The organism is Streptomyces sp. NPDC007945 (genome assembly GCF_042958885.1).
GTDB lineage: Bacteria > Actinomycetota > Actinomycetes > Streptomycetales > Streptomycetaceae > Streptomyces.
Map to the genome: position 1 here is coordinate 657085 of NZ_JBIBJV010000001.1, position 21191 is coordinate 678275.

Here is a 21191-nt window from a genome sequence, read left to right on the forward strand (position 1 = left end):
CCGAGGAGTACGACCGGTGAGTGCCCTCTTCCCGGCCCTGGAGGCCCCGACCGACCGCCCCGCCCTGCGCCACGGCCCGGTGGCGCTCTCGTACGAGCGGCTGGCGGGGGCGGCGGGCGCGCTCGCTTCCCGGCTCGGTGACGTCCGGCGGGTCGCCGTGTGGGCCGCGCCGACCGCCCGGACGGCGGTGGCCACCGTGGCGGCGCTGCTCGCCGGCGTCCCCGCCGTTCCGCTCAACCCGCGCTCCGGCGAGCGGGAGCTGGCGCACATCCTCCGGGACAGCGCGCCGGACGCGGTGCTGGCGGGGCCCGGGGACGAGCTTCCCGCCGCGCTCGACGGCCTCCCCCGGATCGCCGTCGAGCTCGACGGGCCCTCCCCCGCGCCCGCGCCGGCGGACGTGGACCCCGAGGCGACCGCGCTGATCGTCTACACCTCGGGCACCACCGGACCGCCGAAGGGCGTGCTGCTCTCCCGCCGGGCGGTCGCCGCCTCCCTCGACGCGCTCGCCGAGGTCTGGTCCTGGACGGCGGACGACGTCCTGGTGCACGCCCTGCCGCTCTTCCACGTGCACGGCCTGGTCCTCGGGATCCTGGGCCCGCTGCGACGCGGCGGCGAGGTGCGGTACCTGGGCTCCTTCTCCGCCGAGGGCGTCGCCCGGGAGCTGGCGGACGGCGGCACGATGCTCTTCGGCGTCCCCACCATGTACCACCGGCTCGCCGACGCCCTCCCCGGCGACCCGGCCCTGGTGAAGGCGCTGTCGGGGGCGCGCCTGCTGGTGTCCGGGTCGGCGGCGCTGCCGGTCCACGACCACGAGCGGATCGCGGCGGCCACGGGCCGGACGGTGGTGGAGCGGTACGGGATGAGCGAGACGCTGATGAACACCAGCGTCCGGCCCGGCGGTCCGCCGCGCCCCGGCACGGTGGGGACGCCGCTGCCGGGCGTGGAGGTGCGGCTGGTGGAGGAGGACGGCTCGGTGCTCGCCGCGTCCGACGGGGAGACGGTCGGCGAGGTGCAGGTGCGCGGCCCGAACCTCTTCTCCGGCTACCTGAACCGGCCGGAGGCGACGGCGGAGGCGTTCCAGGAGGGCTGGTTCCGTACCGGCGACATGGCGGTGCGGGAGGCCGACGGGACGATCCGGCTGGTGGGCCGGAAGGCCACCGACCTGATCAAGAGCGGCGGTTACAAGATCGGGGCGGGTGAGATCGAGAACGCCCTGCTCGACCACCCGGGGGTCCGGGAGGCGGCCGTCACCGGAGAGCCGGACCCGGACCTGGGCGAGCGGATCGTGGCCTGGATCGTCCCGGCGGACCCGGCGCGCCCGCCCGGTGCGGAGGAGCTGGCCGGCCGGGTGGCGCGGCTGCTCGCCCCGCACAAGCGGCCCCGGGAGGTCCGGTTCCTCGACGCGCTCCCCCGCAACGACCTGGGGAAGATCCTGAAGAAGCGGCTGCCGCGGGAGTGACGGCGGAGCGCCGGGTCAGGGCTTGGGGTCGAGCGCGTCGTACCGCCGGAATCCGCGCGCGTACAGGGAGAACACGCCGATGCCGAGGACGCAGGCGAGTCCGCCTCCGGTGACGGCGAGCGCGGGCGAGGTGAGGTCGGCGACGGAGCCGGCCACGAAGTCGCCGAGCCGGGGCCCGCCCGCGACGACCACGATGAAGACGCCCTGGAGCCGGCCCCGCATCTCGTCGGGTGCGGCGACCTGCATCATCGTGTTGCGGAAGATCATCGACGAGGTGTCGGCGTACCCGGCGACGGCGAGGCAGAGCAGCCCGATCCAGAGGTTCCGGCTGAGGCCGAAGGCGGCGATCGCGAGGCCCCAGGCGGCGACGGAGACGAGGATGGCCTGGCCGTGGCGGCGGATGCGGTTCTGCCAGCCGGAGATCACCCCGCCGAGGAGCGCGCCGAACGCGGGCGCGGCGACGAGGAGGCCGGTGGTCGTGGCGTCGCCGCCGAACCAGAGGACGGCGACCGCCGGGAAGAGCGCCTTCGGCTGGGCGAGGATCATCGCGAAGAGGTCGGAGACGAACGTCGCCCGCAGGTTGGGGCGGGTGCCGAGGAACCGCAGCCCGTCGAGGACGGACGCCCTCTTCGCCCCGGTGTGCTCGGGCGGCATGGAGGGCAGCCGCCACATCGCGTACAGGCTCGCGAAGAAGGCGAGGGCGTCGATGGTGTAGGCGGTCTGGTAGCCGGCGAAGCCGACGACGACCCCGCCGAGGCTGGGTCCGACGAGGGTGCCGAAGGTCATGACCATGGAGTTGAGCGCGTTGGCGGCGCGCAGCTGCTCGGGCGGGAGCAGGCGGGGGATCATGGCGCTGCGGGCGGGTGCGTTGAGGGCACCGCAGACGGCCTGGAGGGCGACGATCGCGTAGAGGAATCCGACGCGGTGGAAGCCGGCGAAGGCGGCGGTGGCGAGGGCGGCGGAGAGGACGGCGGCGCCGGTGGCGCCGACGAGTCCGAGGGTGCGCCGGTCGACGGTGTCGGCGATCGCGCCGCCGTAGAGGCCGAAGACGACGAGCGGGACGAGGGAGAAGAGACCGACGAGGCCGACGGAGAAGGCCGAGCCGGTGATGTCGTACACCTGGAGGGAGATCGCCAGGGTGGTCATGCCCTGGCCGACCCAGGAGACGGTGTTCCCGAACCAGAGGCGGCGGTAGTCGGCGGAGGTGCGCAGCGGGGTGAGGTCGGCGAAGATCCGCCGCTTCTCCTCCTGCGGCGCCTCGACGCCGGTCACGGGGCGTCCGCGAGGGCGCCGGCGGGGAGGGCGGGGTCCTCGGGGTCGGTGAGGTCGTAGGCGAGCTCCGGGCGGTCCCAGTGGACGCGTCCGGAGGCGGCGACGGTGCCGGTGCGGCGGGCGCCGGTGCGCAGGTAGAACTCCTCGGCGGGCGGGTGGGCGACGACCCGGACGGAGGTGAGGCCGGCGGCACGGGCGACGCGGCGCATGTGGGCCATGAGCAGGCGGCCGATGCCGAGGCCCTGGGCGGAGTCGGCGACGAAGGCGAGGTCGAGCTCGGCCTCGTCGAGGAGGAGCGCGTAGAAGCCGAGGACGCGGCCGTCCGCGTCGACGGCGACGTGGACCGGATGGTGCTCGATGTAGGCCCCGCCGACCCGGTAGCCGTCGACCATGACGGCGTACGGCCCCCGGTAGGCGGCGGAGCCCCGGACGAGCCGGGTCAGCCGCTTGGAGTCGGCCGCGGTGGCGCGGCGGATGGTGATCTCGGACATGGGGCGAGTATAGGAACGCGCCCGAGATTCGGCCCTTACATTTTGTGCCGGCCGGAGCGGGCCGGGGGCGGTCAGCCGCAGGAGGGGCGCAGGGCGTCGGGGTCGATGCCGTCGAGGCGGGCGGCGAGGGCGCCGAGCCGGTCGCGCAGCTCGGCGATCTCCGCGAGGTCGAGGCCGGTGGCGGCGGCGATCCGCCGGGGGACGCCGAGGGCCCGCTCGCGGAGCTCCGCGCCGGCGCCGGTGGCGCGGACGGTGACGGAGCGCTCGTCCTCCGGGCTGCGCCGACGTTCGACGTATCCGGCCGCCTCCAGGCGCTTGAGCAGCGGGGACAGGGTGCCGGAGTCGAGGCGGAGCCGCTCGCCGATGCCCTTCACGGGCAGTTCGCCGTGCTCCCAGAGGACGAGCATGACCAGGTACTGGGGGTAGGTGAGCCCGAGCTCCTTGAGCGCCTCGCGGTAGACGCCGTTGAAGGCGCGGGTGGCCGCGTGCAGCGAGAAGCAGATCTGGTGGTCGAGCCGGAGGAAGTCCTCGTCCGGGACCGTGTCGAGCGTCTCCATGCCCTCCAGGGTACGCGAACCACTCTCCGCACACGATTCAGTTGTGCACAATTGAATCGTGCGCTACAAATGAGGGGCACCCCTTCCCGAGGAACAGGAATGGAAGACCTCATGGACGCCATCTACACCGCCGTCGCCACCGCCAACGGCCGCGAGGGCCGCGCCGTCAGCTCCGACGGCCACATCGACCTCCCCCTCGCCCACCCGCAGGCCCTCGGCGGCAACGGCCAGGGCACCAACCCCGAGCAGCTCTTCGCCGCCGGCTACGCGGCCTGCTTCGCCAGCGCCATGGGCGTCGTCGCCCGCCAGGAGAAGATCGACGTCTCCGAGGCCTCCGTCACCGCCGAGGTCTCCATCGGCAAGGACGCCGCCGACGGCGGCTTCGGCCTCGCCGTCGTCATGCGCGCCGAGTTCCCCGACCACCTCCAGGGCGAGGCCGGCCGCGCCCTCCTGGAGAAGACCCACGCCTTCTGCCCCTACTCCAAGGCCACCCGCGGCAACATCACCGTGGACCTCGTCGTCGAGTAGTCCCGGCGATCGCGGGGGAGGAACCCGTCGAACAGGGTGGCGACGTCTCCGGACCTCGCCCTACCCTGGACGACAGGGCGACGGCGCCCGAACTGCCCAGGCACGATCGGGAGTCGGAGAAACACCGGAGCCGTGACGGGGGGGCTTTTGTACGACGAGGGCCACGGCGCCCACGCGTCGGATCTCACGCGTGAGCTCGTCGACCAGCTGAGCGCGGTACCGGGTCTGGAGACCACCGAGGGCCGCGGCCTCCTCATCGACACCCTGGCGGACCGCTTGTCCGCGGCCGCCGACATCCCCCGCCACAACCGCCCCCGGTCCGGGATCCTGGAGATCGTCCGGTTCTGCCGCCGCGAACCCGGCGGACTGCACGAACTGGCGGCCGCCCTCGCCCTGTACGACCCCGGCTCCTCCCCCGCCCTCCGGGTCCGCGAACTGATCGCCGCCACACCGGCGGCGACCGTCCTCCCCGCCCTCCCCGACGCCGAGGCCCTCGCGGTCACCGGCCTCCTCGCCCGCGTCCACCACCTCGACGCGCACGGCCTGCTCTACGCGGCCGCCGACGGCCTCCCGCTGCCGGGCCGGCCCGTCACCACCCTCGCCGAGGCCTTCGACTACCTCAGCCGCGCCAACACCCGCCCCGACGGCCTGCTCCCCACCATGGTCCTGGTCGAGCACGTCGCCGCCGGGCTCGACGACGGCGGCCCGGCCGACGCGCGGACCGCCGCCGGGCTGCGCGAGTGGAACGACATCCAGGCCAAGAGGCTGGAACGGCGCGCCGCCCTGGTGGCCGTGCGGACCGGGCTCGCCGAGCGTCGCCCGGCACAACCCGCCCCCGCCTGCGTCGTTGTCCAGTTGTGCAGAAGCGCCATGGACCCGGACCGGTACCTGCTCTCCCACTGGCGGCAGATGCGCCCCGGCCCCTGGCGGCCGGAGCGCGGCGAGGACCGGCTGGTCTCCCTCGCCGAGGTGCCCGCCGCCGTGGAACGGCTGCTCCAGCGGGCCGAACACGACTGGGCGCGGCAGCCGGGACGGCCCGTCCTGGAGTTCGTGCTCCCCGTCGAGCTGCTGAACGAACCCCTGGAGTGGACCCAGGTCGCCTTCCGGCCGCACGCCGCCACCGCCCTCTGCCTCACCTACCCGGTCGTGCTGCGCAGCCTGGAGCGCATGCGGGCCAAGGAGTTCCACCGGCGCTGGCACAACCGCTGGCAGCGGGCGCTCGACAGCCCCGACACCGCCTGCCACTGGGACACCGTCGGCGACCGCAACCACGACCGCGAGCGCTGGAACAGCAAGCTGACCGCCGAGGAGCGGTACGTCTCCGTCGTCCTCAGCGCCCCGCCGCTGCCCACCGAACGGAACGGGGACGGCAGCCACGCCTCCCTGGTCGAAGCCCTCTACGCGGGAGTGCCGATGGCCGTCTGGGACCGGCGCCCGGCGGCCCCCGCCGACTTCCGCAAACGGGCCAAACGGCTCCTGAGGGGCAAGGCCATCGAACTTCCGCAGCGCGTGCACCAGTTACGCAAGGACGCGGCCACCGCCGCCGCCGGGCAGCGGGACGTCCACGTGGGGCGGCACCTCGCCGTCCTCTTCGACGACCCCAACCGCCTCGTGGACTGGTCCGGTTCCCCCGGGGCGGACCTCGACGGCTTCGGCGGCGGACACCACGAGGAGGGGGAGACATGAGCGGTGTCCACCACCCGGCCGAGGACGGCCGGACCACAGGGCCCGTGACCAGCCGCAGCTGGTGGATCTACCGGGGCACCGGGCAGCCGCTGGCCGACATCCGGCTCGGCGACGTGCTGCCGAAGCCACCCGGCTGGCGGAGCTTCGACGGCGGCCCCGTGCTGCCCCCGGTGCCGGCGGACAGCGCCGAGACCGACCGCAGGCTCGGCCGCGCCGGCCGCGCCACCCCGCGGCAGGACGCCCACGACATCGACCTCGTCAACACCGCGCTGCTGCTGCGCCGGCCGCTCCTGGTGACCGGCCGCCCCGGCATCGGCAAGTCCACCCTCGCCTACCTGGTCGCCCGCGAACTGGGCCTCGGGCGCGTCCTCCACTGGGGCATCACCTCGCGCAGCACCCTGCGCTCGGGCCTGTACGAGTACGACGCCATCGGCCGCGCGCAGGCCTCCCTCGGCCACCTCAGGGCCGCCCCCGACCCCGACCCGGCGCCCGCTCCCGCCTCCCCCGGCACGGACCCCGCGGCATCCCCGGAGCCGGGGCCCGAACCCGGCGCCAGGATCGGCGACTTCATCCGGCTCGGCCCGCTCGGCACCGCCCTGCTGCCGTACGAACTGCCGCGCGTCCTGCTCATCGACGAGCTGGACAAGAGCGACATCGACCTGCCCAACGACCTCCTGCACGTGCTGGACAACGGCACGTACACCATCCCCGAACTGGTCCGCGCCCGCCGCCGCGAGCCGGTCTCCCACGTCCACACCGACGACCCCGAGGGCACCGTCCCGGTGGTCGACGGCCTGGTCCGCTGCCGGGCCTTCCCCTTCATCGTCATCACCAGCAACGGCGAGCGGCAGTTCCCGCCCGCCTTCCTCCGCCGCTGCGTCCGCCTCGACGTCTCGCCGCCCCGCGAGGACCAGCTCGCCGCCATGATCACCGCCCACTTCCAGGACCAGGAAGGCCGCCACGACCGGCTGGTCCGGGAGTTCGTGGAGCGCAGCAGGGACCACGGCGGGCTCGCCGCCGACCAGCTGCTCAACGCCGTCTACCTGCGGACGGCCGGTGTCCGCGGCGACGACAAGGCCTGGAACGAACTCCTCGACGCGCTCTGGCGCCGGCTGTCGGGGGCCCCCTGATGGACGACGACGCCCGCTCCCTGCCCGAACCCTTCGAGGTGGCGGAGATCCTGTGGCTGCACGCCTACCAGAAGCTCGCGGCCGCGCTCCCCGAGTCCACCGAGCCGCCGCAGCCCCGGCCCAAGACCCCGCCCGAGCTCCTCCCGCCGCCCTTCGACTCCCGTACCCACCCCGACGAGTGGCCAGCCCGGACGGAGACGGACCCGTCGCCCGACCGCCGCCCCGGACCGCCGGGCGCGCCCGCCCCGCCGGGCGGACCGCCCGGCGCCCCCGGCGCCGGGCCGCCGCCCCGGCCGACGGCCCTCGCGGGCGCCCAGCAGCCCGTCGCCGTCGGGGCCGAGGCGCTGCCCGACCTGCGGGACGCTCCGGACATCGGCCGCCGGCTGCGGCCGCTGAGACAGCTGGCGCCCTCCGCGACCGAGGTCGAGCTCGACGAGGAAGCCACCGTCGAACGGGCCGTCGAGAGCGGCCTGTGGCTGCCCCACACCCGGCCCGTCGGCGAACGCCGCTTCGACCTGGCCCTCGTCGTGGACGACCACGCCACCATGGCCATCTGGGAGCAGACGGTCGCCGAACTCACCGCCGTCACCGAACAGCTCGGCGCCTTCCGCGACGTGCGGGTCCACCGCCTCGGCCTGCGCGAGACCCCGGCCGGCCCCCGGGCCGTCCTGCGCCGCCGGGGCGGGGACGACGGCATCGGCGGCGACCCCGCCGAACTGGTGGACCGCACCGGCCGCCGGATCGTCCTCGTCCTCACCGACGCCCTCGGCCCGCTGTGGCGCGGCGGCGCCGGCGAGGCCGCCCTGGAGCGGTGGGCAGCGGCCGGACCGACGGCCGTGGTCCATCTGCTCTCCCAGCGGGACTGGCACCGCACCGCCCTCGTCCCCTGGCGGGTACGGCTCCGCAGCCCGCGCCCCGCCGCCCGCAACGCCGAACTCGCCGTGCGCTTCCCGCCCGAGGAGCGCGACCCCTTCGCCCCGCCGCCCACCGCCTGGCGGATCCCGGTCCCCGTCCTCGGACTGGACGCCGACTGGCTGGGCCGGTGGGCCTCCCTGGTGGCCGGCGAGGTGTCCGGCTGGACGCCCGCCGCCGCCCTGCTGCTCGGCGCGGCCGGGCGGACCGCGCCCGCCCCCGACGAACCGCCGCCGCCCGCCCCCTCCCCGCCGAGCGTGCAGGAGCGGCTGCGCCGCTTCCGCAGCCACGCCACCCCCACCGCCTTCCGGCTCGCGACCCACCTGGCCGCCGCCGTCCTCGACCCGCTGCTCGTCCGGGACGTGCGGCGGCGCCTCGTGCCGGAGGCCCAACCGGTGCACGTGGCGGAGCTGTTCCTCAGCGGACTGGTCGAGGAGCCCGGCGCCGGGCCCGCCGCCCCGGCGCCGCTCGACTTCGTCGCCGGGGCGCGCGAGGCGCTCCTGGCCGGCGCCATGCGCGCGGACACGGCGCGCGTGGCCCGCTCGGTCGCCGACTTCTTCGGCGACCGGTCGGAGGCGGCGCGGGGACTGCGCGGCGCCCTCCTCGACCCGGGGCTGACCCCGATCACCCCGCCGTCGCCGGAGAGCCTCCCCTTCCTCCGCGTCGAACTGGCGATCCTGCGCGCCCTCTCCGGCCCCTACCTCCAGCGGGCGAACCGGATCAGCGCGGCCCTGGAGGGCGGTTCCCCGGGAGTGTCCGTCGTGGAGGACCCCTCCCCCGTGGTCCACGATGTCCCCATCAACCCCGTAGATCCCGAAGATCCCGAAGATCCCGACATGGACGGCCCCATGACCGACATCACCGCCCCTCAGCAGCCGACCGAGAACACCCCGACCGTCAACGGCTCCCCGGGTGCCTCGATCCCGGCGCCGAGTCCCGACGCGATGCCGGAGGGCGACACCCGCCGCCCGGACCTTCCGGGCCCCGTGCCCGCTTCCCCCTCGGCCCGCACGGGCCCGCGGCAGCGCCAGGCCGTCCCCGCCATCTGGGGCAACGTCCCCCCGCACAATCCGAACTTCGTCGGCCGGGAGTACCTCCTGGAGCAGGTCCGCGAGCAGCTGCTGACCGGCGACACCTCGGCGGTGCTGCCGCACGCGCTGCACGGCATGGGCGGCGTCGGCAAGTCGCAGATCGCCATCGAGTACGTCTACCGCTACGCGCACGACTACGACATCGTCTGGTGGATCCCCTCCGAGCAGCCGACGATGATCCTGACCGCGCTCACCGAACTCGCCCAGCGCATGGGCCTGAACGTGAGCAACGAGGCCAACCAGGCCGTCCCCGCCGTCCGCGAGGCGCTGCGCCGCGGCGCCCCCTACGACCGGTGGCTGCTGGTCTTCGACAACGCCGAGAACGTGGAGGCGGTCCGCCCCTACTTCCCCACCGGCGGCACCGGCAAGATCCTCATCACCTCGCGGAACCAGGAGTGGGACCGGGTGGCCCGGACGCTCTCGGTCGACATCTTCACCCGCGAGGAGAGCAAAGCCCTCCTGCGCCGGCGCGCCCGCGACCTCAGCGACACCGACGCCGACCTGCTCGCCGAGGCCCTGGGCGACCTCCCCCTGGCCATCGAGCAGGCCGCCGCCTGGCAGGCCGTCACCGGCATGGCCGTCCCCGAGTACCTGCGGCTGATCAAGGACAAGATCGCCGAGCTGATGCTCGAACTGGTGCCGTCGCCGGACTACCCCATGTCTGTCGCGGCCGCCTGGGACGTCTCGCTGCGCCAGCTCGAACAGCGCAACCCGGCGGCGCTCCAGTTCCTCCAGGTCTGCTCCTTCTTCGCCCCCGAGCCGATCTCCCGCTCGTTCTTCAACAACTCGCGGACCACCACCATCGCGCCCGAGCTGAACGAGGCGCTGCGCGACCCGATCCGGCTCAACCGCGCCATCCGCGAGATCAACATCTACGCCCTGGCCCGCATCGAGCACCGCCACAACACCATCCAGCTGCACCGGCTGGTGCAGGCCGTGCTCGTCAACCGCATGTCCCCGCAGCAGCAGGCCGACATGCGGCACGGCGCCCACCTCCTGCTCGCCGACGCCAACCCGAACAACCCCACCTCGCGGGCGCTCTGGCCGCGCTACCAGCAGCTGCTGCCGCACGTGACGGGCTCGCGGGCGGTGGAGTGCGAGGACCCGTGGGTGCGCCGGCTGATCCGCGGCATGGTGGAGTTCCTCCACACCTGGGGCGACCACGCGGGCGCGGCGGCGATGGCCCGCGAGGCGCTGCGGGTCTGGACCGAGAAGTTCGGCGCCGAGGACCAGCAGACGCTCCAGATGGCGAAGTGGCTGGCCTTCGTGCTGCGCGCGCTCGGCGAGTACCAGGAGGCCGCCGCGATGATGGAGCAGACGGCCGACACGTACATCCGGACCATGGGCGAGGACCACGAGGGCACCCTCGACGCGCTGATCCAGCTCACCAGCGGGCTGCGGCTGCGGGCCGAGATGGCGCGCGGCCTGGAGATCGACCGCTCGGTGTACGAGCGCTCGCTGCGGGCCTTCGGTGAGGAGGACCCGGCCACCCTCAGGGCCGCCCACAACCTCGGGATCGGGCTGCGGCTGATGGGCCTCTACGAGGAGGCGCGGCGGGTCGACACGGAGACCGCCCGGCTGCGGGCGCTCCACATGGGCGAGGACCACGCCACCACCCTGAACACCCTCACCGGCCTGTCCATCGACATCCGCGAGACCGGCGACTACCTGGAGGCCGCCGTCCACCAGGAGCACGTCTACGCCCGGCAGAGCGCCGCCTTCGGCGAGGACGCGCCCTCCGCCCTCGGCGCCGCGCGCGTCCTGTCGGTGTGCCGCCGCCGGGCCGGCGACCACGAGGGGGCGCTCGCGCTGGCCGAGTCGGTGTGGTCGAAGTTCGTCGACCGGTACGGCCCCGACCACCCGGACGCGGTCGCCTGCGCCGCCAACCTGGTCGTGGACCTGCGCCAGGACGGGCAGTTGGAGCGGTCGCGGGAGCTCGGCGAGGCCACCGTCGACCGGTACACGGCGAAGCTCGGCGGCCACCACCCATACACCCTGTCGGCGCGGGTGAACCTCGCCATCACGCTGCGGCAGACGGACGAGCGGGCGGCCGCCCGGGAGCACCTGGAGGCGGCGCTGCCGGGGCTGCGCGACTCGCTGGGCGAGGAGCACGTCCTCACCCTGACGGCGGCCGTCGGCATGGGCAGCCTGCTCGCCGAGGAGGGCCGGCACGAGGAGGCGCTCGCGCTCGACCTGAGGACCCTGGAGCTGCTGCGGGGCGTCTTCGGGGAGTCGCACCCGACGACGCTGGCGTGCGCCACCAACGTGGTCCTGGACCTGCGGGCGCTCGGCCGGGACGCGGAGGCGACGCCGCTGCACACCGAGACGCTGACGCGCTTCCGGGAGCGGCTCGGCGAGGAGCACCCGGCGACGGTGGCGTCCGCGAGCGGGCGGCGCGCGGACGTGGACATCGCGCCCGTGCCGTTCTAGGAGATCCGAGGAGGGCCGGCCGGACCCGTCGGGGTGCGGCCGGCCCTCCGCCGTCCCGGCACCCGTCAGGCGCGGGGCGCGGGCTCGCCGCCGGCGGACGGGTCCGGTACGGGGCCCGCCGGCGCGGGCCCGGTGAGGCTCTCGGGGCCGGACCAGATCTCCGGGGTGCGGTGCCCCTCCCTGGGGGCGGGCAGCGGGTCGGCCGGGTGGCGCAGGAGCCGGATCAGCGGCCCGGCGGCGGCGGTGGTGACGAGGGCCATCACGACCAGGAGGGCGTACAGCCGGGGGCCGATCACCCCGGCCTGGAGGCCGACGTTGAGGACGATCAGCTCGGTGAGGCCCCGGGTGTTGAGCAGCACCCCGATCAGCAGCGACTCGCGCCAGGGCAGCCGTCCGGCCCGGGCGGCGAGCGTGCCGGCGGCGACCTTTCCGACCACGGCGGCGGCGATTATCACCGCCAGGAGCAGCAGGTCGGAGGAGCGCAGCCCGTCGAGGACGACGGCCATGCCGGAGACGGCGAAGAACATCGGCAGCAGCAGTCCGCCGGTGTCCTGGAGAGGGCGTAGGAGCCGCCCGTCCGGGGCTCCGTCCGGCCTGCGCGGCATGATCACGCCGGCGAGCAGGGCGCCGAAGATGACGTGCAGGCCGAGGGCGTTGGTGGCCCAGGCGGAGGCGAGGGCGACGGTGACGGCGACCGGGACCTGGCGGGAGACGGGGGTGCCGGGGCGGCCGATCCAGCGCGCCATCAGGGGGCGGACCGCGAAGAGCATCACCAGCACGTAGACGACGAGGAGGACGGCCTTGACGGCCCACGCGCGGGCCGAGCCGTGCACCCCGCCGACCAGGACGACGGCGAGGACGGGCCAGCTCAGCGCGTCGATGACGCCGGCCGAGGCCATGGCGACGGTACCGGGCCTGGTCCCGGCGAGGCCTTGGTCCTTGATGATGCTGGCGAGGACGGGGACGGCGGTGACCGAGAGCGCGATCGCCATGTAGAGGAGGAAGGTGAGGTCGGTCGGCCGGTCGCCGTTGGCGGCGGCGAAGGGGCCGGGCAGAAGGAGCACGATCACGGCGCCGAGCAGCATCGGGAGGACGAAGCCGCTCACCGAGACGGTGGTCACGGAGCGTTGCCCTCGGAGCATTCCGAGGTCCAGTTCGTAACCCACGGCGAACAGGAAGAAGATGAGCGCCACCTGGGCGAGGGCGTTCAGGACCGGCTGGATCTCGGGCGGGAAGAGCGTCTCGTGGACGCCGCCGGGGAGCAGGCCCAGCAGACTGGGCCCGAGGGCGATGCCGGCGAACAGCTGTCCTACGACGGGAGGTTGGCCCAGTCTTCGGGCGAGCGCGCCGAGCGCGTGGGAGGCGGCGACGACCACCGCGAGTGCCGCGACGACGTGCGTGATGACGGAATCCGAACTCACCGGCGATCCCCTTCCGGCCCGCCTCCCCGCTGGGGCACGGCCCCTACGGAGTGTAGCCGCACGGCGGCCAAGTGACCTATCGTGGAAGCCGTTTGGCCCAGACGGCCGTGGACGGGGGGTCGCACGTGACGACGGTGCTGTTCGTACACGGCACGGGGGTGCGCGAGCCGGGGTACACCGCCTCGCTGGAGCGGGTCAGGGAGGGGATCGCGGCGGTCCGCCCCGAGGTGGCCGTGGCCCCCTGCTACTGGGGCGGGAGCGCGGGCTCGGACCTGCGGGCCGGCGGTCTGTCGGTCCCCGGTTACGGCGCCGGGCGGGCCGCGCCGGGAGCGGAGGAGGACGGCGGGGACATCGAGTTCTGGGGCCTGCTCTACGTGGACCCGCTACTCGAACTGCGGCTGCTCGCCTCGGAGCCCGGCGGTCGGGCCGAGCTGGCGCCCGGCGCCGTGCCCCCGGGCGAGGCGCTCGCGACGGCGGCCCTGGCACTCGCCGGTGACGACGCCCTGCGCGGACCGCTCGACGCGGCGGGGATCGGCGGCGAGTTCGCCGCCGCCGTGGCCGCCGTGCTGACCTCCCCGGACGGCCGGGACTTCCTGCGCGCCCCGGCGGCCGCCACCGAACCGGACGCGCTCGCACGGGCGTTCACCGCCGAGGCGGTGCGCCGGACGGCCGGGCGCGCCGCCGCCCCGCCGGCCTTCGACGGCGCCGCCCGGGACGCCGTGGTGGAACGGATCGCCGCCCTGCTCCCCGGGGACGGCGCCGGCACCCACCGGGGACCGGTGACCCGGCGGGTGGGCCGGCTGGCCGGACGCCTCGTGCTCGGCCTCGCCTCGGCGCAGGCGGTGAAGCGGCGGTCGGCGCTGACCGACGCCGCCCACCCGGCCGCCGGTGACGTGCTGCTCTACCTGGCCCGCGGCGAGGCGATCCGGGAGGCCGTCGCCGCGGCCGTCGCCGCCGCGGAGCCGCCGGTGGTGGTCCTGGCGCACAGCCTCGGCGGCATCGCCTCCCTCGACCTGCTGGTGCTGCGGGCGCTGCCGGAGGTGGCGCTGCTGGTCACGGTCGGCTCGCAGGCGCCGTTCCTGTACGAGCTGGGGGCGCTGCCGAGCCTGGAGCCGGGGGCCCCGCTGCCCGCGCACGTGCCGCCGTGGATCAACGTGTACGACCGCCGCGACCTGCTGAGCTACCTGGGCGCCGGGATCTTCCCCGGCCGGGTGCGCGACGTCGAGGTCGACGGGCGGCAGCCCTTCCCGCTGGCGCACAGCGCCTACTGGGGCAATCCGGAGCTGTACCGGCTGCTCGCGGCGGAGCTGCCGTGACGGCGGCCCGGCCGGAACGGACGCACGCCCTGGTCGTCGGGGTGGAGCGGTACGCGGCGGGCCCGGCGTGGGACCTGCCGGGCCCGGCGGCGGACGCCCGCCGGTTCACCGCCTGGCTGCGGCGGCGCGGGGTGCCGGCGGAGCGGATCTCGCTGCTCCTCGCCCCGCTGCCGGGGGCCGGCGGGCCGGCCACCGACGTCGCCGAGGGACCGGCCGGGCGGGAGGCGGTGCAGGAGGTGCTGACCCGCCGGCTGCCCGCCCTGGAGGGCGATCTGCTGTGGGTGTTCTGGGGCGGTCACGGCGTCACCGACCCGCAGGGCCACCGCCGGCTCTTCTACGCCGACGCCACCGGCGACGACCGGCGCAACCTCGACCTGGACGCCTGGCTGACGGCCTTCACCACCGACCTGTTCCCCGGCTTCCCGCGCCAGATCTGGCTGGTGGACTCCTGCCAGACCTTCGTGGAGGACCTGGGCTTCGCCCGTGCGCTGCCCGCCGAACTCCCGCCGGGCGGGGAGCGGCTGCCGGGCCGCCGGCAGTCCGTGCTGCTCGCGGCCGGCCCCGGCCGGCGGGCCGCCAACGATCCGGTCCGGCAGACCGGGGCGTTCTCGGAGGTGGCGCTCGCCGCCCTGGACGCGGCCGACGGGGAGCCGTGGCCGCCGGACCCGGACGCGCTCGCGGAGACGGTGGCGGCGCGGTTCACCGGGCCGGACGCCGTCGCCGGCGCGGGCCAGCGGCCCACCACCATCCGGTACGTCTCCGCGGCGGGCGACGAGCGGCTCCTCACCGTCCCCGCGCCCCGGAGCGCCGAGCGGGAGGTGCCGGACGAGGCCCTGCCCGAGCTCATCGGGGTGCTGTCGGCCGCGCCGGGCATGGCGGACCAGCAGCAGCGGCAGCTCGTCGTGAACCTGCTCCCGGTCGAACTGGCCGGTTCCATCCCCCGGTTCGGGGCGCCCCGCCCCGACATCGTCTCCATCGTCCGGGCCTGCCGCCGCCACCCCGGCGGACTGGCCGCCCTCGTCGAGGCGGTCGCGCTGATCGGGGCCGGCACACCGGAGGAGGCGGCCGTCACCCGGTGGGCGGGACGCTGGTTGTGGCCGGATCCGAGGGGTTGACCGCCCTGATCACGCCCTTCCCGAACCACCGGGCCTGGGCCATGATGAAAGGTGACGGGGTTCAGCGTGGTGAGGGGGAACCGATGCACACGCCCACGGAGCACATGGGATCCGAACTGGTCGATCTGAGCGAGGTCCCCCTGTCGGCCCTCCGCACCCAGGACCCGCACCTGCACGCCCCCTCCCTCGACCGGCTGCTGCGACAGATCGAGCGGCCCCGGATCAACTTCGGCGGCGGAGGCGGCGAGGGGCCCTCGGGCGACTGACGGTCCCGGAGCAGAGGGTGGAGTACGCCGGAGGCCAGGAACCCGCCCGCGCCGCGCACCACCTCGTCCCCACGGAGCACTTCGACGCCCTCGCCGCGGGCCGGGGCGACGCCGGAGCCGTCCGCTTCCTGTCCACCACCGAGTACAGCCGCCGACTCCTGCTGCTGCGGGCCCTCCTCGACGGCGCGGCCAGGACGCCCGGGGCGCTGGGGCCGCTGCCCTCCCCGGACAGCGCCTGGGACGCGCTGGCGGCGGCCCAGGAGCGGGCGCCGGAGGAGTTCCGGGAGCTGCTGCTGCATCCCCAGGTCGGCGCCTGGCTGGCGTACGGGCTGCGCCGGCTGCACCACACGGCCTGGGGCGACGGGCCGCTCTGGACCGACCTCGGGCAGCTCTTCGCGCTCTGCGCCGCCGCCTCCGTCCGGGCCGGGCTGCCGCTGCGCACCACCGTGCCGCTGCGCGACGGCGCCGTGATGTTCCCCGCGCTGGGACTCGCCCGGCTGCCGGGCCGCCCCCGGTGGGCGACGGCGGAGGTGACGGTGGAGGCGGGCCGGCTGACGGTGGAGCCGCACCGTGAGGCCGTGGGCCCGCCCCGGGGCGGGCCGGGCGGCGACGCCCCCGGCTGGCTGGCGCTGCGCCGGCTGCGGGCGCCGGTGGCCGGGCGGACGGCGCGGGTGTGGCTCGACGACCTGGACCCCTACCGGGGCCTGAGCCGGACGCTGCCGCCGGAGCGGCTGGCGCCGGAGCGGGCGGCGCGCTGGGAGGAGGGGTTCGGGCAGGCCCTGGCGGTCCTGGAGGAGTGCGACCCGGAGGCCGCGGGGGCCCTCGCGGAGGGGCTGCGCAGTCTGACGGCGGTCCCCGGGCCGCCGGGCGGTGCGGTCCGCAGCGTCTCCTCCGACGACGCCTTCGGGGGGCTGCTGCTGTCGCCGCCGCCCGACCCGGTGGCCTTCGCGGTGGCCCTCGTCCACGAGTTCCAGCACAACAAGCTGGGCGCGCTGATCCATCTGCTGACGCTGGAGCGGGACGACGGCCGGGCCCGCCACCACGCGCCCTGGCGCAACGACCCCCGGCCGCTGAGCGGTCTGCTGCAGGGCGCGTACGCCTTCCTCGGCATCACCGAGTTCCGCTCCCGGCACCTGGACCGGGTGGAGCGGGCCGGGCGGGCCGCCGCGGAGTTCGAGTTCGCGCTGAGCCGCCGCCAGACGCGGGAGGCGGTCCGCGGCCTCGCCGCCGATCCCGCGCTCACCGCCCACGGACGCCGTTTCGTGGCGGGCATGGCCGCCCGCCTGGACCGCTGGGAGGGTGACGTCCGGGTCCGGCCGGGCGTCGAGGCGTGGGCCGCGCTGGCCGCCACCGACCACCGCACCGAGTGGCGGCTCCGCCACCTGGCCCCCTCCCCCGCCGACGTACGCGCCCTGGCCAGGTCGCACCTGGCGGGTCTCGCCCCGCACCGGGTGGCCGCTCCCGCCCTCGCCCCGGACCCGGACACGCCCTGGTCGCACCCGCGCACCCGTCTGATCCGCCGGCTCCTGGCCCCGTCACCGGGCGCCGAACCGCCGTGTCCCGCCGATCTGGCGCTGCTCTCCGGCGATCCCGCCGCCGTCGCCGCCTACACCCGGCTCCTCGCCGAGGACCCGGAATCCCCCGAGGCCTGGACCGGGCTCGTCCTCGCCCTCGCCACCACCGTCCCCGCGACGCGTCCCCTGCTCCACCGCCCCGAACTCCTGCGGGCCCTCCACCGCGAACTGCGCTCCGTCCCCCCGGACCGACTGGCCCGCTGGCTCACGGGCGCCGTGCGGCGGAACGGGTGAGCCAGCCGGCGATCCGGCGCATCAGGGCGGGGGAGGTGCCCGCCTCGGCGTGGCCCATGGCCGCCTCCACCCACAGGTCCGCGGCAGGTCCCGCCGCCTCCTTCAGGGCGCGGGCCGCCGCGAGCGGGTAGTAGGGGTCCTCGTCGCCGTGGACCAGGAGGAGCGGGGTGGGGGCGACCCTCGGGGCGGCGTCCAGGGGGGACTCCGTCGCGGGGTTCCACGGCCGCGGGGAGAGGCGGGTGCCGGTGGCCAGGCGCAGGGCGGCGCGGCCGGGACCCGTCGAGGTCAGGCCCTGCACCAGGCGCATGCGGGGGGTTCCCCGGTACTGCCAGCGGGCCGGCGTGCTGACGGCCGCAGCGGTCCGCAGCAGGCCCGGCTCGGCCGCGGCCAGCCGGACGACGCAGGCCGCGCCCATCGAGAAGCCCACCGCCGCCACGTCGTGGTACCGCGCCCGGGCGAACTCCACCGCGGCCGCCAGGTCGTGGACCTCCCGTTCGCCGCCGGTGGAGAGCCCCGACGAGCGGCCGTGGCCCCGGAAGTCGAAGGTCACCACCGCGGCTGTGCGGTGGAGCTCCGCCGCCAGTCGGCGGTAGGCGTGCTTGTGGCGGCTTCCCGCGAAGCTGTGCGCCATGACGACGCAGAGGTCCGCGCCGGCCGGCCCCCGCAGGTGGCCGGCGTCGAGTCGTTCGCCGTCGAGGGTCGGCAGCGTGACGTCCATCCCGTCCTTCCTCGTCCGCCCGCCGCGCGGGCTCCGGCAGGCCGGCCGGGCCGTCCGCGGTGAGGGGATCACCGGGGACGGCCCGGCCGGGTCCGGCCGTCAGGTCCAGTTGCCGAGGCCGATGGCCGACGAGCCCTCGAAGAGCTGCTCGCGGAGCATCACCCGGCGCACCTTCCAGGTCGCCGTGCGCGGGAACTCGTCCCAGCGGATGTGGATCGGCTCCGCCATCGCCGGCAGGTCCGCCGTGACCCGGGCCCACGCGTCGGCGGAGACCGGCTTGTCGCCCTGCGTGCTGTACACCGGCTGCGGCTTCGAGCCGGCCACGGCCAGCACGATCACCTCGGTCGTCTCCGGCAGCCGGTCGAGGAGGACGTCCTCGATCTCCAGCGCGCTGCCGCCGGGGATCCGGTCGATCTCGCGGTCGATCAGCCGCACCGCGCCCCAACGGTTGATCAGGGCCAGGTCACCGAGGTTCCACCACTGGCCGTCCCGCTTGTTGTCGTGGCGCTCCTGCTCGCCGACGTACGCGAGGCAGCGGCCCGGCGCGGAGAACTGGATCAGTCCGACCTCGCCGCGGCGCACGGGCCGGCCGGTGGCCGGGTCGAGGGCCCGGATCCGTCCGAAGCCGGGCACCGGCCAGCCCAGCACCTGGGTGGGCGGCGGCCGGTGGCCGCGCCGCTTCACCGAGCCCCGCACATACGGGCGGATCGCCACCGCGCCGGCCTCGGTCTGGCTCCACGACTGCACCCAGACGGGGAGCTTGCGGTCGGTGGCCGCGAGGAAGGTCCGGACGGTGCGGGTGTGGATGGCGTCGAAGGAGTTCACGAAGACGCGGACGTCGCGGAAGGGCCGTGCGGGGTCGCGCGCCAGCTCCTCCCAGGCGAGGAAGGCGTTGGGCAGCGTCTCGACGAGGGTCGGCCGGTGCTCGACGAGCAGCTCGCGCACCCGCGGCGAGAGCGGGTCGGACATCATGACCAGCTTGGGCGCGACCGTGGCGAGCGGCAGCAGTCCGGTGATGACCCGCTGGTGGGAGTACGGCTCGCAGAACGCGACCGTGTCGTCCTCCCGGAGCCGGAAGAAGGGCCAGCGCTCGGCCTCCACCAGGGCCAGCGAGTACAGCGACTCGGCCGAGTGCAGCACCAGCTTGGGGATGCCGGTGGTGCCGGAGGTGTGGGTGATGACCATGGGCTCGTGGCGGGCGCGCAGCGCCGGTGCGGGCACCGGGCCGCCGCCGAGCTCCGCGAACACCCGCAGGTCGGGACGGTCCTGCGGCACCTCGCCCAGGCAGGCCGTGGCCTCGGTCAGCTCGGCGAGGGTGTCCTTGTCGAGCCGCATGCGCTCGACGGTCACCGCGTCGGTGATCAGGTACGGCCGCTCCAGGCGGCCCAGCATCACGGTGATCGTCTCGTGCGGGTGGTTGTTGGTGATCAGCGCGGGCACGGCGCCGATCCGGGCGGCGGCGGAGGCGAGCAGCGCCACGTCCAGGTGGTTCTCCTTGACGACGGCCACCCGGTCCCAGGGCCGTACGCCGAGGGCCACCAGCTTGACGGCGAGCTCGTCGACGAGGGCCGCCCACTGGCGGTAGCTGCGTTCCAGGGGGCCGTCCGGGTCCACGTCGGGGGCCCGGTCGACGATCACCGGGTTGCGCGGGTTGCGCTGGGCGGCGAGGTGCCACACCTCGCCGATCCGCCCGGTGATGGGCAACCGGGAGAAGGGCGTGAGGCGCTGTCGGAAGCGGGTCGGGGCGTAGTCCGTGAGGAACTTCGGCAGCGTGCGCTCGGAGGACGTCGAGGTCATGTCAGTCTCGATTCATGGGGGCCGGGGCGACGCCGGCGGCGCTGATGTGGGCGGCCATCGCGTCGAGGGAGCCGATGACCGACTCCTCCACGTCGTCGTCCCAGACATGGCCGAGCTCGTCCTCGATCGCGACGAGGAACTCGAGCAGCTTGACGGAGGTGAGACCGAGCCGGCGCAGCGAACCCGGCCCGGTGTCGGTGACGGGCCCCTCCAGCACGTCGGCGGCGACGTGCTCCAGGAGCGCCACGAGGCGTTCGAGGACGATCTCCTCGTCCGTGAGCCGGGTGTTCATCGGTTCTTCCCTCCGGTCGCGGGGGCGGTCCACGGGGCGGGGAACGTCCCCTCCTCCACCGAGGCGACGAAGCGCGCGACCGCGTCCTGGAACGCCTCGGGCTGCTCGAAGTACGGCAGGTGGCCGCACTCCCGGATGATCTCCACCGCAGCGTTCCGCATGATCTCCGCGGTGGCGTCGAGCGTGGACTCGGTGGTGGAGAAGTCGTCGTCGCCGGAGAGCAGCAGCGTGGGCGCCTCGATGCCGGTGAGCCGCTCCACCTGGTCGCCGGCGGCGAGCGCCTCGCGCAGGTTGGCGCGCAGCTGGGCCGCCGAGTTGATGGCGAGGAATCGTTCCCTCAGCGCGAGATAGGCGCCCGACCCGCCCTCGGCGATCGCCTTGTCGCCGAAGACCAGGGGGTAGATCAGGTCGAACAGGGCGCGCGGGCCGCCCGCGTCCAGCGCCGCCAGCCAGGACTTGGCGATGCGCCGGCGGCGCGAGGAGCCGCGGGGGCTGAACGGCGGGCCGACCAGGACCAGGCCGGCCACCCGCTCCGGGTGGGCGTTGGCGAAGTCCCGGCAGATCAGCGTGGAGATGGAGGTGCCGACGAGGTAGGTGCGCTCGATGCCGAGGTCGTCGAGGAGCGACTTCAGGTCCTCGGTGTGCTGCGCGAACTCCGCCGGCCGCCCCTCGGACGCGCCCTGGTTGCGCAGGTCGTAGGTGAGCAGCCGGTGGTCGCCGACGAGGTTCCCGGTGAAGTTCCGCCAGGCGGTGCTCACCACGTAGATCGTCGAGACCAGCGTGACGACCGGCCCCTCGGCGCCGCGCAGCTCGTAGTAGAGCTCGCTGCCGTCCTCGGTGCGGTGCAGCGCCTGCCGGCCGTCGTAGGCGAGGTCCCACGACTCGATGCCCTTGACGTGCAT

At 75.3% G+C, this 21191-nt stretch carries 17 protein-coding genes; 9 read left to right on the plus strand and 8 right to left on the minus strand.

Annotation, left to right across the window (positions count from 1 at the left end; genetic code table 11):
- Nucleotides 1-16 precede the first annotated feature (16 nt).
- Nucleotides 17-1459: an AMP-binding protein gene (locus ACFZCF_RS03080; RefSeq protein ID WP_391284237.1), complete on the plus strand. Its 1443-nt coding sequence runs from the start codon at nucleotides 17-19 to the stop codon at nucleotides 1457-1459.
- A 15-nt stretch (nucleotides 1460-1474) separates the two neighbouring features.
- Here the strand turns inward: ACFZCF_RS03080 and ACFZCF_RS03085 are convergent, their stop codons facing one another.
- The 3 genes from ACFZCF_RS03085 to ACFZCF_RS03095 form a co-directional block, all read right to left on the minus strand.
- The gene (locus ACFZCF_RS03085) at nucleotides 1475-2731 is read right to left on the minus strand and encodes an MFS transporter (protein WP_391284239.1); all 1257 of its coding nucleotides are present in this window, start codon (nucleotides 2729-2731) and stop codon (nucleotides 1475-1477) included.
- A complete protein-coding gene (locus tag ACFZCF_RS03090; protein ID WP_391284240.1) occupies nucleotides 2728-3222 on the minus strand; it encodes a GNAT family N-acetyltransferase in 495 nt (164 codons plus the stop codon). Before ACFZCF_RS03090 ends, ACFZCF_RS03085 begins: the two co-directional genes overlap by 4 nt.
- A 71-nt stretch (nucleotides 3223-3293) precedes the next feature.
- Nucleotides 3294-3779 (minus strand): MarR family winged helix-turn-helix transcriptional regulator, encoded by a 486-nt coding sequence (locus ACFZCF_RS03095; RefSeq protein WP_388440493.1) that lies wholly within the window; start codon nucleotides 3777-3779, stop codon nucleotides 3294-3296.
- A 111-nt stretch (nucleotides 3780-3890) separates the two neighbouring features.
- On the opposite strand from ACFZCF_RS03095, the gene ACFZCF_RS03100 reads away from it, so the two are divergent.
- The 4 genes from ACFZCF_RS03100 (at nucleotide 3891) to fxsT (ending at nucleotide 11556) form a co-directional block, all read left to right on the plus strand.
- Nucleotides 3891-4307: an organic hydroperoxide resistance protein gene (locus ACFZCF_RS03100; RefSeq protein WP_388441778.1), complete on the plus strand. Its 417-nt coding sequence runs from the start codon at nucleotides 3891-3893 to the stop codon at nucleotides 4305-4307.
- A 132-nt stretch (nucleotides 4308-4439) separates the two neighbouring features.
- Nucleotides 4440-5993 (plus strand): hypothetical protein, encoded by a 1554-nt coding sequence (locus ACFZCF_RS03105; protein WP_388440496.1) that lies wholly within the window; start codon nucleotides 4440-4442, stop codon nucleotides 5991-5993.
- Entirely contained in the window at nucleotides 5990-7123 is a 1134-nt protein-coding gene (locus tag ACFZCF_RS03110; protein WP_391284243.1) for an AAA family ATPase, read from the plus strand. The genes ACFZCF_RS03105 and ACFZCF_RS03110 overlap by 4 nt, the downstream gene beginning before the upstream one ends.
- The gene (gene fxsT / locus ACFZCF_RS03115) at nucleotides 7123-11556 is read left to right on the plus strand and encodes an FxSxx-COOH system tetratricopeptide repeat protein (protein ID WP_391284245.1); all 4434 of its coding nucleotides are present in this window, start codon (nucleotides 7123-7125) and stop codon (nucleotides 11554-11556) included. Before ACFZCF_RS03110 ends, fxsT begins: the two co-directional genes overlap by 1 nt.
- A gap of 65 nt (nucleotides 11557-11621) precedes the next feature.
- Here fxsT and ACFZCF_RS03120 read toward each other — a convergent pair whose 3' ends face one another.
- The gene (locus ACFZCF_RS03120; protein WP_391284247.1) at nucleotides 11622-12977 is read right to left on the minus strand and encodes a cation:proton antiporter; all 1356 of its coding nucleotides are present in this window, start codon (nucleotides 12975-12977) and stop codon (nucleotides 11622-11624) included.
- Nucleotides 12978-13102: 125 nt separating this feature from the next.
- Between ACFZCF_RS03120 and ACFZCF_RS03125 the strand changes: the two genes are divergently transcribed.
- The 4 genes from ACFZCF_RS03125 to ACFZCF_RS03140 all read left to right on the plus strand — a co-directional run bounded on the left by ACFZCF_RS03125 (nucleotide 13103) and on the right by ACFZCF_RS03140 (nucleotide 17482).
- A complete protein-coding gene (locus ACFZCF_RS03125; RefSeq protein WP_391284249.1) occupies nucleotides 13103-14293 on the plus strand; it encodes a hypothetical protein in 1191 nt (396 codons plus the stop codon).
- Nucleotides 14290-15408, plus strand: a complete 1119-nt coding sequence (locus ACFZCF_RS03130) for a caspase family protein (RefSeq protein ID WP_388440511.1) — start codon at nucleotides 14290-14292, stop codon at nucleotides 15406-15408. Before ACFZCF_RS03125 ends, ACFZCF_RS03130 begins: the two co-directional genes overlap by 4 nt.
- A gap of 83 nt (nucleotides 15409-15491) precedes the next feature.
- Nucleotides 15492-15674: a hypothetical protein gene (locus ACFZCF_RS03135; RefSeq protein ID WP_388440513.1), complete on the plus strand. Its 183-nt coding sequence runs from the start codon at nucleotides 15492-15494 to the stop codon at nucleotides 15672-15674.
- Between the two features lie 17 nt (nucleotides 15675-15691).
- Nucleotides 15692-17482 (plus strand): aKG-HExxH-type peptide beta-hydroxylase, encoded by a 1791-nt coding sequence (locus ACFZCF_RS03140; RefSeq protein ID WP_388440516.1) that lies wholly within the window; start codon nucleotides 15692-15694, stop codon nucleotides 17480-17482.
- Here ACFZCF_RS03140 and ACFZCF_RS03145 read toward each other — a convergent pair.
- From ACFZCF_RS03145 to ACFZCF_RS03160, 4 genes are all read right to left on the minus strand, one after another.
- The gene (locus tag ACFZCF_RS03145) at nucleotides 17454-18200 is read right to left on the minus strand and encodes an alpha/beta fold hydrolase (protein ID WP_391284252.1); all 747 of its coding nucleotides are present in this window, start codon (nucleotides 18198-18200) and stop codon (nucleotides 17454-17456) included. The two genes, ACFZCF_RS03140 and ACFZCF_RS03145, sit on opposite strands and share 29 nt — an antisense overlap.
- 99 nt (nucleotides 18201-18299) lie before the next feature.
- The gene (locus ACFZCF_RS03150; RefSeq protein WP_391284254.1) at nucleotides 18300-19997 is read right to left on the minus strand and encodes an AMP-binding protein; all 1698 of its coding nucleotides are present in this window, start codon (nucleotides 19995-19997) and stop codon (nucleotides 18300-18302) included.
- 1 nt (nucleotide 19998) lies between these two features.
- A complete protein-coding gene (locus ACFZCF_RS03155; protein ID WP_388440525.1) occupies nucleotides 19999-20289 on the minus strand; it encodes a phosphopantetheine-binding protein in 291 nt (96 codons plus the stop codon).
- The gene (locus ACFZCF_RS03160) at nucleotides 20286-21191 is read right to left on the minus strand and encodes an alpha/beta fold hydrolase (protein WP_388440528.1); all 906 of its coding nucleotides are present in this window, start codon (nucleotides 21189-21191) and stop codon (nucleotides 20286-20288) included. Before ACFZCF_RS03160 ends, ACFZCF_RS03155 begins: the two co-directional genes overlap by 4 nt.